General features: G+C 56.2%; 27 protein-coding genes. 4 read left to right on the top strand and 23 right to left on the bottom strand.

The genetic code is table 11. The features are described 5' to 3' along the window. Position 1 precedes the first annotated feature (1 nt). From rplO to rpsJ, 21 genes are all read right to left on the bottom strand, one after another. Positions 2 to 442, bottom strand: coding sequence for a 50S ribosomal protein L15 (gene rplO, locus Q0063_RS08440; RefSeq protein ID WP_297871538.1), 441 nt, complete (start codon positions 440 to 442; stop codon positions 2 to 4). 14 nt (positions 443 to 456) lie between these two features. Beyond that, a complete protein-coding gene (gene rpmD / locus Q0063_RS08435; RefSeq protein WP_297871537.1) occupies positions 457 to 639 on the bottom strand; it encodes a 50S ribosomal protein L30 in 183 nt (60 codons plus the stop codon). Between the two features lie 13 nt (positions 640 to 652). Continuing rightward, on the bottom strand, positions 653 to 1,153 hold the full coding sequence (gene rpsE / locus Q0063_RS08430; RefSeq protein ID WP_297871536.1) for a 30S ribosomal protein S5: 501 nt from the start codon (positions 1,151 to 1,153) through the stop codon (positions 653 to 655). 20 nt (positions 1,154 to 1,173) lie between these two features. Continuing rightward, positions 1,174 to 1,533: a 50S ribosomal protein L18 gene (rplR, locus tag Q0063_RS08425; protein WP_297871535.1), complete on the bottom strand. Its 360-nt coding sequence runs from the start codon at positions 1,531 to 1,533 to the stop codon at positions 1,174 to 1,176. 14 nt (positions 1,534 to 1,547) lie between these two features. Continuing rightward, positions 1,548 to 2,093, bottom strand: coding sequence for a 50S ribosomal protein L6 (gene rplF, locus Q0063_RS08420; RefSeq protein ID WP_297871534.1), 546 nt, complete (start codon positions 2,091 to 2,093; stop codon positions 1,548 to 1,550). A 16-nt stretch (positions 2,094 to 2,109) separates the two neighbouring features. Further along, complete coding sequence (gene rpsH, locus Q0063_RS08415) at positions 2,110 to 2,508, bottom strand: 30S ribosomal protein S8 (RefSeq protein ID WP_297871533.1); 399 nt, start codon at positions 2,506 to 2,508, stop codon at positions 2,110 to 2,112. A gap of 341 nt (positions 2,509 to 2,849) precedes the next feature. Next, the gene (locus Q0063_RS08410) at positions 2,850 to 3,035 is read right to left on the bottom strand and encodes a type Z 30S ribosomal protein S14 (protein ID WP_295753042.1); all 186 of its coding nucleotides are present in this window, start codon (positions 3,033 to 3,035) and stop codon (positions 2,850 to 2,852) included. A 15-nt stretch (positions 3,036 to 3,050) separates the two neighbouring features. Next, positions 3,051 to 3,605 carry a 50S ribosomal protein L5 gene (gene rplE / locus Q0063_RS08405; RefSeq protein WP_297871532.1) on the bottom strand — a complete coding sequence of 185 codons (555 nt, stop codon included), beginning with the start codon at positions 3,603 to 3,605 and terminating at the stop codon, positions 3,051 to 3,053. A 16-nt stretch (positions 3,606 to 3,621) separates the two neighbouring features. Then, the gene (gene rplX, locus Q0063_RS08400) at positions 3,622 to 3,975 is read right to left on the bottom strand and encodes a 50S ribosomal protein L24 (RefSeq protein WP_297871531.1); all 354 of its coding nucleotides are present in this window, start codon (positions 3,973 to 3,975) and stop codon (positions 3,622 to 3,624) included. A 14-nt stretch (positions 3,976 to 3,989) separates the two neighbouring features. Beyond that, positions 3,990 to 4,358: a 50S ribosomal protein L14 gene (gene rplN, locus Q0063_RS08395; protein WP_297871530.1), complete on the bottom strand. Its 369-nt coding sequence runs from the start codon at positions 4,356 to 4,358 to the stop codon at positions 3,990 to 3,992. Between the two features lie 15 nt (positions 4,359 to 4,373). Then, positions 4,374 to 4,637 carry a 30S ribosomal protein S17 gene (gene rpsQ / locus Q0063_RS08390; protein ID WP_297871529.1) on the bottom strand — a complete coding sequence of 88 codons (264 nt, stop codon included), beginning with the start codon at positions 4,635 to 4,637 and terminating at the stop codon, positions 4,374 to 4,376. 17 nt (positions 4,638 to 4,654) lie between these two features. Next, positions 4,655 to 4,873, bottom strand: coding sequence for a 50S ribosomal protein L29 (rpmC, locus tag Q0063_RS08385; RefSeq protein ID WP_297871559.1), 219 nt, complete (start codon positions 4,871 to 4,873; stop codon positions 4,655 to 4,657). Positions 4,874 to 4,875: 2 nt separating this feature from the next. Continuing rightward, positions 4,876 to 5,298, bottom strand: coding sequence for a 50S ribosomal protein L16 (gene rplP / locus Q0063_RS08380; protein ID WP_297871528.1), 423 nt, complete (start codon positions 5,296 to 5,298; stop codon positions 4,876 to 4,878). Beyond that, complete coding sequence (rpsC, locus tag Q0063_RS08375; RefSeq protein ID WP_297871527.1) at positions 5,298 to 6,227, bottom strand: 30S ribosomal protein S3; 930 nt, start codon at positions 6,225 to 6,227, stop codon at positions 5,298 to 5,300. The genes rplP and rpsC overlap by 1 nt, the downstream gene beginning before the upstream one ends. A gap of 16 nt (positions 6,228 to 6,243) precedes the next feature. Then, positions 6,244 to 6,588, bottom strand: coding sequence for a 50S ribosomal protein L22 (gene rplV, locus Q0063_RS08370; RefSeq protein WP_297871526.1), 345 nt, complete (start codon positions 6,586 to 6,588; stop codon positions 6,244 to 6,246). Positions 6,589 to 6,602: 14 nt separating this feature from the next. Continuing rightward, positions 6,603 to 6,866 carry a 30S ribosomal protein S19 gene (rpsS, locus tag Q0063_RS08365; protein WP_297871525.1) on the bottom strand — a complete coding sequence of 88 codons (264 nt, stop codon included), beginning with the start codon at positions 6,864 to 6,866 and terminating at the stop codon, positions 6,603 to 6,605. A gap of 16 nt (positions 6,867 to 6,882) precedes the next feature. Next, positions 6,883 to 7,719, bottom strand: coding sequence for a 50S ribosomal protein L2 (gene rplB, locus Q0063_RS08360; RefSeq protein ID WP_297871524.1), 837 nt, complete (start codon positions 7,717 to 7,719; stop codon positions 6,883 to 6,885). Positions 7,720 to 7,744: 25 nt separating this feature from the next. Then, positions 7,745 to 8,041, bottom strand: coding sequence for a 50S ribosomal protein L23 (gene rplW / locus Q0063_RS08355; RefSeq protein WP_297871523.1), 297 nt, complete (start codon positions 8,039 to 8,041; stop codon positions 7,745 to 7,747). Further along, positions 8,041 to 8,664: a 50S ribosomal protein L4 gene (gene rplD, locus Q0063_RS08350; protein ID WP_297871522.1), complete on the bottom strand. Its 624-nt coding sequence runs from the start codon at positions 8,662 to 8,664 to the stop codon at positions 8,041 to 8,043. The genes rplW and rplD overlap by 1 nt, the downstream gene beginning before the upstream one ends. 19 nt (positions 8,665 to 8,683) lie before the next feature. Continuing rightward, the gene (gene rplC / locus Q0063_RS08345; RefSeq protein ID WP_297871521.1) at positions 8,684 to 9,403 is read right to left on the bottom strand and encodes a 50S ribosomal protein L3; all 720 of its coding nucleotides are present in this window, start codon (positions 9,401 to 9,403) and stop codon (positions 8,684 to 8,686) included. A 128-nt stretch (positions 9,404 to 9,531) separates the two neighbouring features. Beyond that, entirely contained in the window at positions 9,532 to 9,843 is a 312-nt protein-coding gene (gene rpsJ / locus Q0063_RS08340) for a 30S ribosomal protein S10 (protein ID WP_297871520.1), read from the bottom strand. Positions 9,844 to 11,000: 1,157 nt separating this feature from the next. Here rpsJ and Q0063_RS08335 point away from each other — a divergent pair. Together Q0063_RS08335 and Q0063_RS08330 are read left to right on the top strand one after the other, a co-directional pair. After that, the gene (locus Q0063_RS08335; protein ID WP_297871519.1) at positions 11,001 to 11,684 is read left to right on the top strand and encodes an S-layer homology domain-containing protein; all 684 of its coding nucleotides are present in this window, start codon (positions 11,001 to 11,003) and stop codon (positions 11,682 to 11,684) included. Further along, the gene (locus Q0063_RS08330) at positions 11,685 to 12,506 is read left to right on the top strand and encodes an S-layer homology domain-containing protein (RefSeq protein ID WP_297871558.1); all 822 of its coding nucleotides are present in this window, start codon (positions 11,685 to 11,687) and stop codon (positions 12,504 to 12,506) included. It begins immediately after the preceding gene. A 55-nt stretch (positions 12,507 to 12,561) separates the two neighbouring features. On the opposite strand, the gene Q0063_RS08325 is transcribed toward Q0063_RS08330, so the two are convergent. Further along, on the bottom strand, positions 12,562 to 13,164 hold the full coding sequence (locus tag Q0063_RS08325; RefSeq protein WP_297871518.1) for an MFS transporter: 603 nt from the start codon (positions 13,162 to 13,164) through the stop codon (positions 12,562 to 12,564). 98 nt (positions 13,165 to 13,262) lie between these two features. Next, on the bottom strand, positions 13,263 to 13,577 hold the full coding sequence (locus Q0063_RS08320; RefSeq protein ID WP_367180348.1) for a hypothetical protein: 315 nt from the start codon (positions 13,575 to 13,577) through the stop codon (positions 13,263 to 13,265). A gap of 202 nt (positions 13,578 to 13,779) precedes the next feature. On the opposite strand from Q0063_RS08320, the gene Q0063_RS08315 reads away from it, so the two are divergent. Further along, on the top strand, positions 13,780 to 14,661 hold the full coding sequence (locus Q0063_RS08315; RefSeq protein ID WP_297871557.1) for a site-specific integrase: 882 nt from the start codon (positions 13,780 to 13,782) through the stop codon (positions 14,659 to 14,661). A gap of 539 nt (positions 14,662 to 15,200) precedes the next feature. Beyond that, on the top strand, positions 15,201 to 18,647 hold a 3,447-nt coding region (locus Q0063_RS08310), incomplete at its 3' end, for an ATP-binding protein (protein WP_297871517.1).

The raw sequence follows: 18,647 nt of genomic DNA, 5'->3' as shown, positions 1-18,647 counted from the left end.
GTTACTTCACCTCCGCCTTGCCGCCTGCCGCCTCGATGGCCTCCTTGGCAGACGCGGAGAAGGCGGAAGCCTTGACAGTAAGCTTCTTGGAAACCTTGCCGCTGCCAAGAACCTTATAGCCATATTCGCACTTGGAAAGGATGCCCTTGTCCAGCAGCGCTTCGGCGGTAATGGTCGCGCCGTCGTCAAAGGCGTTCAGCGCGCTGAGATTCACAATCTCCAGGGGCTTGGCGAAGATGTTGTTGAAGCCGCGCTTGGGAACCCGGCGGGCCAGAGGCATCTGGCCGCCTTCGAATCCCACCCGGACCTTGCCGCCGGAGCGGGCTTTCTGGCCCTTGTGGCCCCGGCCGCCGGTCTTGCCGTTGCCGGAACCGGCGCCCCGGCCCTTGCGGTAAGCCTCACGGACAGAACCGGCGGCGGGAGACAGTTCGCTTAATTTCATGATTTGGAGCCTCCTTACTTCTCTTCGGTAACACGCAGCAGATAGCCGATCTTTGCCACTTTTCCGCGGGTGGGATCGTTATCGGGCTGCACGGTGACGTCACCGATTTTGCGCAGACCCAGGGAATGCGCGGTGGCAACCTGCTTTTCCAGGCGGCCGTTCAGGCTCTTAACGAGCTCAATCCTTAAGTTTGCCATGTTCTGCGCCTCCTTAACCCACGATCTCTTCGACGCTCTTGCCCCGGATGCGGGCAACCTCTTCGGGACCGCGCATGGATTTGAGTCCCTGGAAGGCGGCGGCGACCACGTTGTTGGGGTTGTTGGACCGGAGGCTCTTGGCGCGAATGTCCTTGATGCCCGCGGCCTCCACGACGGCACGAACCGCGCCGCCGGCGATGACGCCGGTACCGGGAGCGGCGGGCTTCATCAGCACCCGGCCCGCTCCGGCCACGCCGATCACCTCATGGGGCAGGGTCGTGCCTGCGAGGGTCACGGTAATCATGTTCTTCTTGGCGGCCTCGATGCCCTTGCGGATAGCCTCGGGGACCTCGGCGGCCTTGCCCAGGCCGTAGCCCACCTTGCCCTTGCCGTCGCCCACGACCACCAGGGCGGAGAATTTCATCACGCGGCCGCCCTTCACAGTCTTGGAAACCCGGTTCAGGTAGACCACCTTTTCGATATACTCGCTCTGCTCTCTTTCAAATCTAGGCATGTCTTTCTTCCTCCCTCCGATCAGAACTGCAGGCCGCCCTCACGGGCGCCCTCAGCCAGGGCCTTCACGCGGCCGTGATACAGGTAGCCGCCGCGGTCAAAGACCACGGTCTCAATGCCCTTGGCCTTGGCCCGCTCGGCAACCAGCTTGCCCACGGCCCCGGCTGCGGCGATGTTGCCGCCGTAGCCCTCGATTTCCTTATCCAGGGAAGAAGCGGAGACCAGGGTCACGCCCTTCACATCGTCGATGATCTGAGCATAGATATTGGCCTCGCTGCGGAACACGTTCAGGCGCGGCGTCTCGGCGGTGCCGGAGATCTTGGCCCGGACTCTCTTGTGGCGCTTGATGCGCTGCGCATTGGTATTCGGTCTCTTAATCATATCGGCACACCTCCTTACTTCTTGGCGCCGGTCTTACCGACCTTGCGGCGGATGGTCTCAGTCGCATACTTGATGCCCTTGCCCTTATAAGGCTCGGGAGGACGCTTCTCGCGGACTTCGGCGGCAAACTGGCCCACCTTTTCCTTGTCGCATCCGCGGATGATGATTTTATTGGGAGAGGGAACCTCGATGGTAATGCCCTCCTCCTCAGAAACGATCACCTGATGGGAATAGCCCAGGTTCATGACCAGGTTATTGCCCTCTTTGGCCACACGATAGCCCACGCCGTTGACCTCCAGCTCCTTGGCATAACCGTCGGTGACGCCGACAATCATGTTGTGGAGCAGCGTGCGGGTCAGGCCGTGGAGGCTGCGGTGCAGCTTATCCTCGGAAGGACGTCCCACGGTGATCGTAGTGCCTTCCTGCTTAATGATCATCTCGGGACGCAGCGCCCGGGACAGCTCGCCCTTGGGTCCCTTAACGGTGACCACGTTGCCCTCGGCAATGTTCACAGTCACGCCGGCGGGAACCTCGATGGGCATTCTACCAATTCTAGACATTGTTCAAACACCCTCCTTACCAGACGAACGCCAGGACTTCGCCGCCGACATGAAGCTCACGGGCTTTCCTGTCGGTCATGACGCCCTTGGACGTAGAGATGATTGCGATACCCAGGCCGCGGAGCACGCGGGGCAGCTCGTCGGCGCCCACGTAGACCCGAAGGCCCGGCTTGGAGACGCGGCGCAGGCCGGTGATGACCTTTTCCTTACCGGCGTTGTACTTCAGGGTGACATGAATCATGCCCTGGGTGCCGTCGTCCACCACCTGGAAATTCTTGATATAGCCCTCGTCCAGCAGAATCTGAGCAATGCTCTTTTTCATGTTGGAGGCGGGGATATCCACGGTGTCGTGTTTTGCGCTGTTGGCGTTGCGGATGCGGGTCAGCATATCCGCAACCGGATCGGTGATATGCATGGTGAAATCCTCCTGTTTTAGAGTTGCGGCCTTTGTATTCAGCCGCTTCGGCAGCGAGGTATCATGGCCAATGGGGCTTTTTTGCTTTTGCATTCGCCCGATTGGTCATGACCTTTCGCCGTCCGTTTATCCCAAAGGCCCCGTATCAAAGGCCGTCGGTTACAGTTAGGAATGAGGGATGAGGAATTAGGAATTATCCTATTTCCCAGCTTTTTGCTTTCAATCGGGAGTTCATACGCTGAACCTCCGGTTTTCCCCATTCATTTACGCTTCTGCTTGTTAGGCCAGGGTTCAGAATCAGGAAAAACTCCTAACTCGTAATTCCTAGCTCCTAATTCCAATCAGAAAGACGCCTTCCGCACGCCGGGAATCTCGCCCTTATAGGCCAGCTCACGGAAGCAGATACGGCACACGCCGTAATCCCGGAGATAGGCATGGGGGCGGCCGCAGAGCTTGCAGCGGTTGTACTTCCGGCTGGAGTACTTGGCGGGCCGCTGCTGCTTTAAAATCATGGATTTCTTAGCCATAACGTCTCTTCCTCCTTAGCGGGCAAAGGGAGCGCCGACCTGGGTAAGCAGGGAGCGGGCCTCTTCGTCGGTGTGGGCGGTGGTGCAGATTACTACATCCATTCCGCGGATCTTGTCGATCTTATCGTACTCGATCTCGGGGAAGATCAGCTGCTCCCGGATGCCCAGGGCGTAATTGCCCCGGCCGTCAAAGGCATTGGGGCTGATGCCCTGGAAATCGCGGACGCGGGGCAGGGCCACGTTGAACAGGCGGTCCAGGAACTCCCACATCTTTTCGCCCCGGAGGGTGACCTTCGCTCCGATGGGCATATTCTCACGGAGCTTGAAGTTGGCGATGGACTTCCGGGCCTTGGTGATAACGGGCTTCTGGCCGGTAATCTGGGCCAGGTCCCGAACCACGTTGTCCAGGATTTTGGCATTTTCACGAGCCTCGCCGCAGCCCACGTTGACAACCACCTTGTCAATCTTGGGAATCTGCATGACGCTCTTGTAACCGAACTCCTTCATCAGGGCGGGAGCGACTTCGGTCTGGTATTTCGCCTTCAGATTGGGCATTTTCTTATCAGCCATTGTAACTCCTCCTCCCTTACAGCTCGGCTCCGCACTTTTTGCAGATGCGGATGCTGACATTTTTCTCTCTGCCCTTCACGGTCTTCTTCTCGACCTTGTGGGCCACCCGGGTGGCCTTGCCGCACTTGGGGCAGACCACCTGAACCTTGCAGGCGGCAATGGCGGCTTCCCGCTTCATGATGCCGCCCTCCTCGCCCTGCCGGCGGGGCTTGATGTGGCAGGTGACCATGTTCATGCCCTCTACCACGACCTTGTTCTCCTTGGGCAGTGTGGCAATGACCTTCCCCTGATGGGTTTTGATGTCATTGTCCTTGGTGCCGTCGCCGGAGATCCGCACGACGGTGTCGCCCTTTTTGATTTTCATAGCCATATCCTCAGCCCTCCTCAAATCACTTCGGGCGCCAGGGACAGGATCTTCATGTAATCCTTGTCGCGCAGCTCGCGGGCCACGGGCCCAAAGATGCGGGTCCCTCTGGGGTTTTTGTCGTCCTTAATCAGAACGGCGGCGTTGTCGTCAAAGCGGACATAGGTCCCGTCGGCCCGGCGCACGCCTTTGGCGCTGCGGACGATGACGGCCTTGACCACCTCGCCCTTCTTCACGGTGCCGCCGGGGGCGGACTTGCGGACAGAAGCCACGATGACGTCCCCGATATTGCCGTATTTGCGCTTGCTTCCGCCCAGAACGCGGATGCACTTGATTTCCTTGGCGCCGGTATTGTCGGCGACCTTCAGAAAGGTTTCCTGCTGAATCATAACTCGACGCCTCCTTTACTTCGCTTTCTCGATGATCTCGACCACGCGCCAGCGCTTGTCCTTGGACAGGGGGCGGGTCTCCATCACTTTCACCTTATCGCCGACGCCGCAGGCGTTCTGCTCATCATGGGCTTTCAGCTTATAGGTGCGGCCAACAATCTTCTTATACAGAGGATGGGCCACCCGGTCCTCGATGGCGACCACGACGGTCTTGTCCATCTTATCGGAAACCACCTTGCCGACCCGGGTCTTGCGGGAGGAAGTTCTCTTTTCGTCCATTTTTCCTTACCTCCTTCTCACTGCTTGGTCACGGCCTGCTTGCCGTCAGCCGCGGCGAGTTCCGCCAGAACGGTCTTGACTCGGGCAATGTCGTGCTTGGTCTCCCGGATCTTCACGGGATTGTCCAGCTGATTGGTGGCGTGCTGCATCCGAAGGAAGAACAGATCCTTCTTCAGTCCCACCAGCTTCTCATTCAGCTGCTCAGGGGTCATCTTGCGGATTTCACTTGCCTTCATCTTCACTCACCTGCTTCCTCGGTGCGGGCGATAACCTTGGTCTTGATGGGCAGCTTGTGGCTGGCCAGACGCAGGGCCTCGCGGGCGACTTCTTCAGACACGCCGGCGATCTCAAACATGACACGGCCGGGCTTCACAACAGCAACCCAGAACTCGGGGGAGCCCTTGCCGGAGCCCATGCGGGTCTCAGCGGGCTTCTTGGTCACGGGCTTGTCGGGGAAAATCTTGATCCAGACCTGACCGCCGCGCTTGGTATAGCGGGTCATGGCGATACGGGCGGCCTCAATCTGATTGCTGGTAATCCAGGCGGGCTCAGTGGCCACCAGACCATACTCGCCGTATGCCAGGGTGTTGCCCCGCATGGCCTTGCCGGTCATGCGGCCCCGGTGTACCCGGCGGTATTTGACTCTCTTCGGCATCAGCATTAGTTGCTTCCTCCTTCCTTAGGGGCCGCGGGAGCGGCAGGCGCGGACGGCGCCGGACGGGCGGGGGCACGGTTCAGACCGCCCTGGGGACGGGGCGCACCGCTCCGGTTGAAGCCGCCCTGACCCTGGGGACGGCCCTGGCCGCCGCGGTTAAAGCCGCCCTGGCCCTGGGGGCGTCCGCCGCCCTGGCGGTCCCGGTTGAAGCCGCCGCGGCGGTCGCCGTCACGGCGGGGACGACGCTCACGACGCTCCTGATAGGGCTTGGAGGTGTCCATGGTGCGGGGGGTGGTGCGCAGAGTCTGAGAGAGGACCTCGCCCTTGTAAATCCACACCTTCACGCCGATGCGGCCAAAGGTAGTGGCAGCCTCCGCGAAGCCGTATTCAATGTCGGCCCGGATGGTCTGCAGGGGGATGGTGCCCTCGTGGTAGTGCTCCACGCCGGCGATCTCGCGGCCGCCCAGACGGCCGGAGCAGCAGGTCTTGATGCCCTTGGCGCCGGCGCGCATGGCGCGGGCCATGGCGTTCTTCATGGCACGGCGGTGAGAGATACGCTTTTCCAGCTGCTGGGCGATGTTCTCCGCCACCAGCTGGGCGTTCATGTCGGGATTTTTCACCTCGACAATGTTCAGGCGGACCTTCTTGCCGACGAGCTTCTCGACGGCCAGACGGTACTGCTCAATCTGCTCGCCGCCCTTGCCGATGACCATGCCGGGCCGGGCGCAGTGCAGGAAGATGGTCACGACGTCGTTGCTGCGCTCAATTTCAATCTTGGGCACGCCGGAGCCATACAGGGTCTTTTTCAGATACTTGCGGATCTTCTGGTCCTCTACGATCAGGTCGCCGACCTTCTCATCGCTGGCATACCAGCGGGAGTCCCAGTCCTTGATGACGCCCACGCGCAGACCGTGGGGATTAACTTTCTGTCCCATAAACTGTTCTCCTCCCTTATGCCTTTTCCGTCACGGTCAGAGTGACGTGAGAAGTGCGCTTGTTGATACGGTAGGCGCGACCCTGAGCCCGGGGCATCATCCGCTTCAGAATGGGGCCGGGAGTGGCGAACACCTCGGACACCACGAGCTTCGCGGGGTCCAGGCCGAAGTTGTTTTCGGCATTGGCAACGGCGCTCTTCAAGAGCTTCTGCAGGGGTTCGGAGGCGGACTTGTTGGTCTGCATCAGGATCGCCATAGCGGCGGCGGCGTCCTTGCCGCGGATCAGGTCGCAGACAATCTGGACCTTCCGGGGAGCGATGCGGACATAGCGCAGGTACGCCTTTGCTTCTCTTTTATCCATGTTCTGCATCCTCCTTAGTTATCCTTCCGGTGGCCGCGGAAGGTCCGGGTGGGCGCGAACTCACCCAGCTTATGGCCCACCATGTCCTCCTGGACATAGACGGGCACATGCTTGCGGCCATCGTGGACAGCGATGGTATGTCCCACGAAGGAGGGGAAGATGGTGGAGCTGCGGCTCCAGGTTTTCAGTACCTTCTTCTCATTCTTCGCGTTCATTTCCTCGACCCGCTTCAGAAGCTCCGGGGCGACATACGGGCCTTTTTTAATGGATCTGCTCATATTTCATCTGCCTCCCTTACTTCTCGTTGCGGCGCTTGACGATGAACTTGCTGGTGGGATTTTTCTTTTTCCGGGTCTTGTAGCCCAGAGCCGGCTTGCCCCAGGGGGTCACAGGCCCGGAACGGCCGACGGGAGCGCGGCCCTCGCCGCCGCCGTGGGGGTGGTCGTTGGGGTTCATGACGGAGCCCCGGACGGTGGGACGCCAGCCCATGTGGCGTTTGCGGCCTGCCTTGCCGATGTTGATGTTGGCATGGTCGATATTTCCCACCTGGCCGATGGTGGCCATGCAGTTGGTCCGGACAATGCGGACCTCGCCGGAGGGCATACGGATCTGAGCGTCCATGCCTTCCTTGGCCATCAGCTGCGCGGCGGTGCCGGCGGAGCGCACCAGCTGGGCGCCGTTGCCGGGATGGAGCTCGATATTGTGAATCATGGTGCCCACGGGGATATTGGCCAGAGGCAGGGCGTTGCCCTCCTTGATGTCGGCCTTGGCGCCGGACTCCACCTTGTCGCCGGCCTTCAGACCCACAGGGGCGAGGATATAGCGGCGCTCGCCGTCCTCATATTCCAGAAGGGCGATGTTGGCGGAGCGGTTGGGGTCATACTCCAGGCGGAGGACCGTGGCGAACATATCGTGCTTATCCCGCTTGAAGTCAATGACACGGTATTTCCGCTTGTTGCCGCCGCCGCGGTGGCGGACGGTGATGCGGCCATAGCTGTTGCGTCCGGCGCTCTTTTTCAGGGTCTCGGTGAGCTTGGGCTCGGGCTTGGCCTTCTTGTCAATGCCGTCGAATCCGGAGACTGTCATCTGACGCCGGGAGGGAGTCGTCGGCTTAAAGGTTTTAATCGACATTTGTCTTTACACTCCTTCCGTAGAATCAGACCATGCCTTCAAAGAACTCGATGGTCTTGGAATCAGGGGTCAGCTGGACATAGGCCTTTTTCCAGGTCTTTGTCATACCGGGCCGGCCTGCGCCCATGCGCTTTTCCTTGCCGGGCACGGTGAGGGTATTCACAGAGGCAACCTTTACGCCGAAGATTTCCTCAACGGCCTTCCGGATTTCAATCTTACCGGCGGACTTGGCCACCTCAAAAACGTATTTCTTGTCGGCGGCGCCGGCCATGGAGCGCTCGGTGATGACCGGGCGGATGATGATGTCATATGCGGTAGCCATTACGCGTACACCTCCTCAATCTTGGAGAGGGCGGCCTGATCCACCACCAGGAACTTCGCGTTCAGAATGTCATAGACATTCAGCTGGTTGGCGGGGGTGGTCAGCACGCCGGGGATGTTCCGGGCGCTCTTGACGATGATCTGGTCCACGGCGGGGGTGACCACAACGGCCTTGCCCTCCACCTTCACGGCGTCCAGGAACTTGCGGAAGCTGGCGGTTTTGATGGCGTCCTGCTTGATGGCGTCGATGACCACCAGGCTGCCCTCAGCGGCCTTGGCGGAGAGGACGGACTTCAGAGCCAGCCGGCGGACCTTCTTATTCAGAACATACCGGTAGCTCCGGGGCTTCGGCGCAAAGACGATGCCGCCGTGGGTCCACTGGGGAGCCCGGGTGCTGCCCTGACGGGCGTGGCCGGTTCCCTTCTGACGCCAGGGCTTTCTGCCGCCGCCGGAAACCTCGGCGCGGGTCAGGGCGCTCTGAGTGCCCTGGCGGCAGTTGGCCAGGTGGTTCTTGACCACTTCGTGGACAACCGCCTCGTTGGGCTCGATGCCGAAAATGGCGTCATTGAGCTCCACAGTGCCGACTTCAGCGCCGGCCATGTTTAAAACTTTCACAGTAGACATTTATTTCAGCACCCCTTTCTTACTTGCTTCTGGCGGAGGCCTTCTGCGGGTTGCGGCCGGAAGCCTTCTGCGGGTTCTTGCTGATGTCCGCGCCGGCCTGCTTGACCTTGTGGACCTTGACGGTGGACTTGATGGTGACAAGGCCGCCCTTGGGTCCGGGGACAGCGCCGCAGACCACCAGCATGTTCAGTTCCGGATCAACCTTCACAACAGAGAGGTTCTGCACGGTCACCTGGTCGACGCCCATGTGGCCCGCGCCGTCGCGGCCCTTGGCGATGTGGCCCGGAGTGGTGCCGGCGCCCAGGGAGCCCTGATGCCGGTGGACGGGGCCGCCGCCGTGGGTGTTGCGCTTCACGGCCGCGCCGTGGCGCTTGACTACGCCCTGGAAGCCGTGGCCCTTGCTGGTGCCGGTGACGTCCACGAAGTCCCCGGCGGCGAAGGTATCGGCCTTGACAATGTCACCGATATTCAGCGCGTCCGCGTTCTCCAGGTCGAATTCCTTCAGATGCTTCTTGGGGCCCACGCCGGCCTTGTTCAGGTGGCCCAGCTCAGGCTTTGTGAGCTTGCGCTCCGCAATGTCCTCGAAGCCCAGCTGAACGGCGGTGTAGCCGTCCTTCTCAGCCGTCTTCTTTTGCACGACCACGCAGGGGCCCGCCTCGATAACCGTGACGGGAATCACGTGGCCGTTCTCGTCAAAAATCTGGGACATGCCCACTTTTTTGCCGATGATCGCTTTCATGTAGGTTCCTCCTTAAAGTAAGGTTATTGGTCGGCTTAGATACGCCGCGGCGCATTGCTCTGCCGACATGACCCGTCCGCCTCGCAGGTTCGGCGGACACGGTGAGCACGAAGTGAAACGCAGGGAATTTACAGCTTGATCTCGATATCCACACCGGCGGGCAGCTCCAGCGCCATCAGGGCCTCCACGGTCTTGGGGGAGGACCTGGTGATGTCGATGAGGCGCTTGTGCGTCCTTCTTTCGAACTGCTCACGGCTGTCCTTATATTTGTGCACCGCACGGATGATGGTGATGATCTCCTTTTTGGTGGGCAGAGGGATGGGGCCGGAAACCTCGGCGCCGGTGCGCTTGGCGGTCTCCACGATCTTCTCGGCGCTCTGGTCAATCACCTGATGGTCATAGGCCTTCAGCCGGATACGGATCTTTTCTTTCTGAGCCATAAGTGTTTCCTCCTGATTTCGTAGGTAGTTTTTCGAGTCTCGACAACCTACGGCGAGAGAAATATTTCTGTCCGCGGAACCGTGCGTATCATTCCAGCTCATGAAAAAACCGGCGCAGAGATGCTGGCCGGTCCCGTCATGGCGCGGCGATCTACGCTGCGCACAGACTTTTCTCAGCCGCCCGATGATCGGACATACTCCCCGGAAGTTACCTCTTTCGAGCAATCTCCCGGTTCATCGCAGTTTCGCGGCGCGGGACGCTCTCTCCCCGTCGCGTACTTGCCTATCATAAAAGAAAATTCTCCCTCTGTCAAGAGGGAATTTGATGTTTTTTATGAAAATTCCCGTTTTTTTCGTTTTTCCGTTTTTTTCATTTTTTCGTTATGCCCACGCCCCGCCCTCGGCGGCCCGCCGGCAGCAATGATGAAGGCCGCTATATATTAAGGAAGCCCCTTCCGCGTTCCCGCGTCAGGGGGCTTTTGCCTGCTATCCGGGTTTACCGGCCCGGTCCGGCAAACCGGACCGGCGGTTATAAATCCAGATTCTTAAAATAGGGCTTGCCATTTCCCGGCGGAGAGCGTAAAATAACAATCGAGGAAAACTTAATAGTGCGGTGGTCATGAGGGGCGGCAACCCCCCATGACCTATGCGGACACTCGCGCTGTCCACACAACGATGAAATTCGCACCACGGGATTATTATACCCCCGCCGTCAATCTTTGGCAAGGGGAAACCAGTGTGTGTGCTATGTATAGTCGTGTCGTGTTGGGATGATTGCGTCCGCACGGCACGATTTTGTTTTCCTCACGGCAAGCCCCGGCAAGCAGGAGGGGGGCGGAAACGCCCCCAGCCCTGCCGCGAAACCGCCGTGAGAAAACAATGACAGAAAGGACGCAATATGAAACAACTGAATCATGATAAGGCCAAAACCCCGCGCCGCATTCTTGCGGCCCCACTCTCACGCCTCATGTCGCTTCCCCGGGCAGCGCCCGTTTTCCCGGCTCCCGGGGGCGAAAACCGCCGGGTTTTGTGAACAATTTGTAAACAAACGAAAAATCCCCAAAAATTTTCCGAAAAAATAAAACCCTGACCTCTTTTCAAAGCACTTATATTATAGAGGGGTTTATTCGACCCACTTTTGAAAGGAGTTTTACATCATGAAAAAACGACTCGCATCCCTGTTCCTGGCTCTGGCGCTGTGCCTAAGCGTCCCCGCCTTCGCGGCGGAAACCGCCGATGAGATCGACCCCAGCCTCAAGCTCATCGCGGAACTGATTGCCGGTTGGGATGGCAGCTATGAGCTCCCCAACCTGGACGCCCTCAGCCCCGAGGACCGGGAAACTGTGAAGGCTCTGGCTGACGCCATCCTGCTGGCCCGGGAAGCCCAGCCCAAACCCGAGACCCAGCCTGAAACCCAGGACGAAGCGGCTCCGGGCATCAGCTTCACCGATGTGCCGGCCACCCACACGTTCTACAAGGGCGTCATGTACTGCGCCGGAAAAGGCGTCGTCAACGGCTATGCCGATGGGACCTTCCAGCCTGCCAAGACGATTACAAACGGCCACTTCTGCGCTATGCTGGCCCGGGCCTTCTACCCCGACCAGATTTCCACGTACGAAAGCGACTATATCAAAACGACCTATGGCGCATTCGGACCCGCCATGCGCACTCTAGTCAGTAACGGAATTCTGAACAACACCAGCCTTGGCAAAGAATACACCAATCCTGCTCTCCTGTCCGCCAGTATCAACAGATATGACATGGCCCAGATGATGACCAGCATCATGCAGGCCAAGGGCTTTGCCGCAGATGCCAGCCAAAAGTCCGCCGTTCAGGCCTAAATTGCTGACTACAGCAGCATTCCCGGCCAATATCAGGACGCCGTGAAGAATGTCTACGCCCTGGGCATTATCACCGGATACTCTGACGGCAGCTTCAGCGGAACCAATATCATGAACCGCGGGCAGGCGGCAATCGTCATCCAACGCATGGCCCAGTACGCTCCCGCAACAGGCGGCGAACATAACCAGTTTGACGGCGGAATGGAACAGAAACCCGAATCCAAGCCGGTTGAATCAACCCCTGAGCCCACGCCCGAAGAGGCCGCCGCGCTGACCCTCCGAGATGGCAGCGCACCCACTCCCGAAAACGCCCTCAAGATTATCGATGAAATTCTCCAGGTCTATCCCTCCGGAACGCCTTGGGGTAAGGACAATACGGGTTTCCGTAATCCAAACGTAAAAATCGGCGGACGTGAACTCGGTTTGATGAGCGGCGCAGTCATGCGCATCGGAAGTATTACCAGAGCAAGTATGCAATCCGCCTGCGGTGGTTTCGCAGGAGTTGTAAGCGATGCCATCTTTGGTGGAAAGAACAACGGGGGCGAAAACTTCCCCATCAGACAGCTCGACAGTGTATCTCAAGTAAGACCTGGTGACATCATTGTCAAAATGGGCACGGACGGCATTGCTAAACACATTCTCACGGCTGCATCCGAAGTCAACAAAACCGACACCGTCAATGGTGTAACTCGCTACTATATTTCGACCTACGAAGGTAATAATAACGACAAAGTAAGTTACAACGATTATGGTGTGAAGTATGTCACAGACGGCGTTTATCGTGACATCTATTACGTCGTCTACACCCGCTACCCTGACTAAACAAACTGCACAAAATCTGCACAGCCGCAGGCCCCAAAGGCCTGCGGCTGTTCCTTTAAACCCCTGGCATCCGGCGCTGGCAGAAGCCGTAACCATCCAGATTGCAATCATCTTTGCATTTCCCGGCGGCCCGGTGTGATTGGGGGCCGCCCCTACAGGATGTTTCGCCGGGGGATGGTCCGCAGGGGCCGGGCTCTGTCCCGGCCCGTCTCCCGAAAGCACGGAGAGCCCGGGCGTAAGGGACATTCAGCCCGGTATAGAACACGGTGGACACCAGGTTATAGCTGAGGAAGATATAGCCGATCTGCATGGCCCCGGTGAGGCTGCCAGGGACGGAGAACATCAGTACGGTACACACCGCCAGGGGGATGCTCATCCGCAAAATCCACGGACGGGCCTTACCCCACTTGCTCTTGGTATTGTCCACGATGCGGCCCATAATCAGGTCCGATGCTCCGTCGAAAATCTTGGAGACAGCCATTACACCGCCCGCCGTGGTGGCTGCCACCCCCAGCACATCGGTGTAATAAACCAGGAGGAAGGCGGAGATGGCGGAGTAAACCAGGTTGCAGGAGTAGTCGCCCAGGCCATAAGCGAAGCGCTCTAAAAAAGTCAGGCGGGCATTGGGGTCCAAGGCTTTCATCTGCTGAGTGCTCATAGTATATCATACTTCTTCTTATTTTTGATAACGGGCACGCTGAAAACCGTTCGATTCCCGCCCCGGGGCGGAACGCGGTTTCAAAACCCGAAATGGAATCAGCCTCCCGCAGGGAACCAGCCCTGGTCCACGCATTTGCCCAGATCCCAGCCGTACCAGTGCGGTTCATTTACCGTGTCCAGGAGGAGCTTGTAGCTCCAATAGAAGTAGCCGGAGCCCTCATGCCAGGCTGCCAGCTGGGCGTTTGCCAGCTGCTCATAAAGGTGCTTGCGGACTTCTCCGGAGATAACGGGGACATTTTCGGAAAAATCGATCCCATTCAGCACCGACTGACCGCCCTTGGTATCGGTCCCCACCGCGTAGGAATTAAACAGACACCACTCGCCGCAGATCACAGGAATATATTCCTGCACCTGGGCAATTTCCTGGGCATAATGTTCTTGAATATAGGTAATGTAGCCGTAGCCAGCGCAGATGGATGCGGCGGCTGAGCGTCAGCGAGTCACGGAGGCACTCGCACTCTGCGGTAATGAATGCGGCTCAGCGTGACGGCCTGTGCGCCGCTGTGCGGCCTTGCTGGTGTCCGGAGGGTAACAAGCCGCCGCCCACCGCTGGCTGGAGAGTATGGCGGACACTCTTCGGCCTAACACGCTGAGGAGCTACCGCAGCTACATCGAGAATCATATCCGACCCAGTTTGGGCGATAAGCAGCTGGCTCGACTCACGCCGAAAGATGTCCAGCGGTTCTATAAGAAGCTGAGCGGCAGTCTGGCCAGCGGTACGGTGCGCCGCATCCACACCACACTCCACGGCGTACTGAAAGCGGCGCAGCAAGCTCACCTGATTGCCAGCAACCCGACTGAACAGATCGTCGCTCCCAGATTCAGCTATGGAGCAAAGCAGATACTGACGGACGAGCAGCTGGATGTGTTCATGAAGGTCATAGCAGAAGATAATATCTGGTGTGACTTCTTCTACACAGAACTGACCACAGGCCTGCGCCGGGGTGAACTCTGCGGACTCAAGTGGGAGGATTTCGATGAAGTCGTTGGTACGTTAAAAATTTGCCGCACCGTCTGCCGGAAAGATGGTGGCGGGCTGACTACTGGTGATACCAAGGCCAACGCCGGTACTCGTAAGATCGTATTGCCTGGCAGCATAGTTACAGTTCTCCGTGAGCGAAAAAAGTCCGCACTGACTGAATGGATATTCCCCAACCCGCTAAGACCGGAGCAGCCTACCGACCCTGGCTCCGCGTATCGCCGGTTGAAGGTCCTGCTGAAGCGGGCCGGTCTCCCGAACATTCACTTCCACGACTTGCGTCACACCTCCGCAACCTTGGCACTGCAAAACGGTGTGAACATCAAAACCGTCTCCGGGATGCTGGGCCACTACTCCGCCGGATTCACCCTGGACATCTACATCCACGTTACCACCTCCGCGAAGAGGGAAGCGGCGAATACAATGGGCGGCATCCTCTCCGGTGCTCTCTGGTAGCTTCCGGACATTTCCCCGTATGGGTCAGCGCTTGGGTCAAGGCGCTGACCCGGTTTTTCATCCAAATTATTTCGGCGCAAAAGCAAAGAAGAAACCCTGAAATCTAACGACTTCAGGACTTTTGCGGAATGGTCAGACAATCTGGATATTTTTGAGCGGAGGAAAGACCTGGAACTTTTACCCAAAAATCTTATCAAAAACCGTGTCCCAGCAATGATCCTGTGTAAAAACCAAGTTTTGTATTTTAATTTTTTAAGAGCGGCACTCATATGGTGTAATTTCTAAAACGCAGACATTGCAAAGTGCTGAGCAAAAGAAGGGTCCCGTTTTTTGATTAGACAGTTCGAAAAATGAGATTACACCAATCTACAATCATCAAGTTAAAACGGAGAATATTGTTGAATAAGCCGGAAGATGTGTTATAATAGGTTCATATTCAAAAGCAAGTTTGTATAATCTCAACAATCAATGTAAAAGTGCAAAGAACAATTTGACTTAAAACGGATTTTGCTTTTCTAAAAATTAAAGGAGGAGTCATAATGGCACGCAACTATGACGCAGACGCAAATATACCTTTAACCTTAGAACAGTATTTCGCCTGGCTTTCGAAAAATTATCCGGGTGTTCAGGACCTGCACAGCCTTTGGCTGCTACTGCGAAGGGACCTGGAGGACCGCTTGCCCTATTCTCGTGGAGTTTTTGCGCATTACAGCCTTCATGACGCGTCTCATAGCCGCTCAGTAATTTGTGCGATCGAGCGATTTCTGGGAGAGGAACGTATCACAGCCCTTTCGGCAACGGATACTTTTATGCTCTTGTGCTGCGCATATGCCCATGACTATGGGATGGCAGTGACATATAATCAAATTTATGATATCCTCGGAAGCCAGGAGTTCTGTGACTTTTTGGAAAAACAGGAGAAAGACCCCTCAGTTTCGAAAGAGGATATTCAGGCGGTCAAAAACCTTCTTGCGTACATGAAGGAGAGGAAAGTAACAGCCACTCTTCAGGAACAATACCATTTTATTATACAGGCCCTTCAAATGTATCTACGTCCCATACATTGGCAAGGCGTGGAAAATGTTTGGGAAGACTTCCAGGGCCTCCTAATGGGTCGTCTGAATATACGGTTTGTTCGTGGGGGAGAGGGGATCGTTGATATCTGTGAGGCCCACGGACATCCATTTGAAAATATTTTCAAGATGAACATTCGCGCCGACGGGATTATCGGAGACGATTTTCATCCCCGTTTTATTGCCGCTATGCTGCGCCTGGGGGATTTGTTGGATTTAGATAATGGACGGTTTCCCCGCTGGCTCGTCACAGAGATCGGGCGCAATCGGGAAGCCATTCCTAAGCTGTCGGAGTTGCACTATAAAAAACACGAGGCAATCAATCATCTGTTAATCACGCCAAAAAGAATCGAGGTTTGCGCGGCCTGCGGCGGGAGCGAGAACGGATATGATATTGCTGGACTTGTACAGGACTGGATTCAGCTTCTGGAACGGGAGTGTGAAAATCTCAGACTCCGCTGGTCAGAAATTACGCAGGCTGACTTTGGCCGTCCTCCTCTGATTACAAAAAGTGAAATCTTGTTAGATGGAAAGCCCTACACCGCGGAGGAACGCCGGTTACAGATGCAGATGCCCCAGGACCGCGTGATGAAATTACTGGAAGGCACCAATATTTATCAGAACCGTTATATTGGAATTCGTGAGCTAGTGCAGAATGCGGTAGATGCTTCCCTGATTCAGCTGTGGTTCGATATTACGCATAACCGCTATATCCACTTGGGCGTCTCCAAATACGGGCACCATATTGGCAAGGATATGGATGCCCAGAAGGACAAAGAAATGGACCTTTTAGAGCATAGCTCTGCTGTGCTTGAGGAGATTTTCGGCAATTATCCCATTACTATTGAACTGATTGAGGACAAGGAAGCGAAAAAGGTTTTTCTCTGCGTGAAAGACCAGGGAATCGGGATTACTCCGGAAGACGCCAAGTATATGGCAGACATTGGTTCAAGCAAAGACCGAAATGAGCGCATTCTTGCGATCATGAAGGACATGCCCCGCTGGATGAAGCCCTCCGGCGTCTTCGGCATTGGCCTACAATCTGTCTTCCAAATGTCGGACCGGATCGAGTTTTACTCCAGAAGGCCCAATGAGCCGGAACGGAAAATCGTCTTTAACTCCTATGGGCGGAACTGCGGCAGAATTGAAATCCACGAGGTTACCCAAAAGGACCCCAAGATTTATTATGACAACGGGCCGCAGGGGACCAATGTGAAAATTGCTATAGATCCCAACCTGTGTTTCCGGGACGCAATGGGAAATTCTAATGGAACGTGGTATCTCTATTATGATGCGGACTTCTATGGAGACGACAGCCTTCATGCACTGTATGTGGAGATGTCCCGTGCAATTAAAAGCGTCCTCCAAGGAAACCCAATCGATTATTTTAACATATATTATCAGTCTATGACTCGGGAAAACGAACAGGCGCGGCCTGATAAAGGCCCAAAAGAAAGGATATGCTCCAGCTATTTTTCTCCCCATAGGGAGAATATAAAGAAAGACCTTGTACAAGTGGTAAAAGAGGAGGACAGCATTCTGCCCTTTTATTCGAAAAATTCGGTAGAGGGAAGCTCCTTCTCTTTTAAGGATGATAAAGCATACTATTTTGACGGAGTGACCTGCCGCATTTATCAGGTGACGGTCAGAAAGGGCACCATCAGAAGAGCTTCCGGTAAAAACTTGTTCCGGCTTCCCACACCGGTGCGAAACCCGTACAATATCCAGTATAAATTCAATCCTATCTCAAATGCAAATTATATTTACCCGCCTTCGGTTCGCCAACTTAAACGGGACCACGCCGGGTTTCTACGCTGGAAGATTAACATTATGGACAATGAGCCAGAGAAATACCTGAATATAGATCGTGACCGTCTTCGGGAAGGCTCGATCATAGAGTCGGAACTCATTCAAGTTCAGGAAGACATCCTGTGCCGCTGGTGCAATTCTTTTATTGAAAGAAAGCAGCGGTCTGAGGGTGACCGGCTGGAGAAGGAGCAGCGAGCACGAGCTAAGCTCCGTCGCCAAGGGAGGGAGGAGGACTTTCAGGAGGAACCGCCCAAGAACATTTTTGCAAACAGGCCACAGTTGCTGATTTCCCTCGCATTGCTTTTTTATCAATACGTTCCAACGGATAGATTCCTCCAATTTATCGATCCCTACCGTTCATTTATCCACGACCAAAATCTTATGCTGGAGGGGGAGAACTTTCCGGTGGAGCGACTGTGGGAGGAGGGTACCATCTTCCAGTTTTCTATGCCCAATCCTCCGAAGTGGCTGGGGAAGAAAGAACTGTTTGAAGGTCCGGAGACTCCCGAATCTCCGGCGAAAAAAGAGCCGTCTGAGGTTACAGAACCGTTGGTATTTCCGGAGGCAATCGCTTGGAATCATGAAAAGCGGATTGCTAGCATCCCACACCGCCTGATTCATATTCTTAGCATTACCCGGGACCAGGAGGGGAATTTGATCTACCGCTTTAGGCTGGGAAGGGTCTCCGCTGATCCCTGTGCAATTCAGATGGATTATGCTGCTCGGCTGTACGACTACAGCTACGCCATCAATTCTGATGTGTCCACACCTAATCGGATAGACCTAGACTCTCTGGTTAACAAGCTGTTCAAGCCTAACGGAAAGTATCCACATTTGCTGGTTTCCTCCGTTCCAAAACCTTTTAAGCGCGAAGGAAACTTTGCATCCCCCATGGATCACTACATTCGCTGGTACATTCTCTCTCCCTTTGACCGAGACTTGACTAAGTGGCTTTCGACATTCTTGAAGTCTGATGTGACAGTAACGCCTACCCAGGCGGATCTTAACACTAAGGCCCGGCAGTATATCCAAACCAGTAAACATGCAAGAATGGACAGTACGCATAAAGAACATTTTATGAATAGAATAGGCAACCGCATGATG

This window comes from uncultured Oscillibacter sp. (assembly GCF_947654275.1).
Lineage (GTDB): Bacteria > Bacillota > Clostridia > Oscillospirales > Oscillospiraceae > Oscillibacter.
The sequence above is the reverse complement of the archived record's forward strand: the minus strand, read 5'-3'. Positions and strand labels throughout refer to the sequence as shown.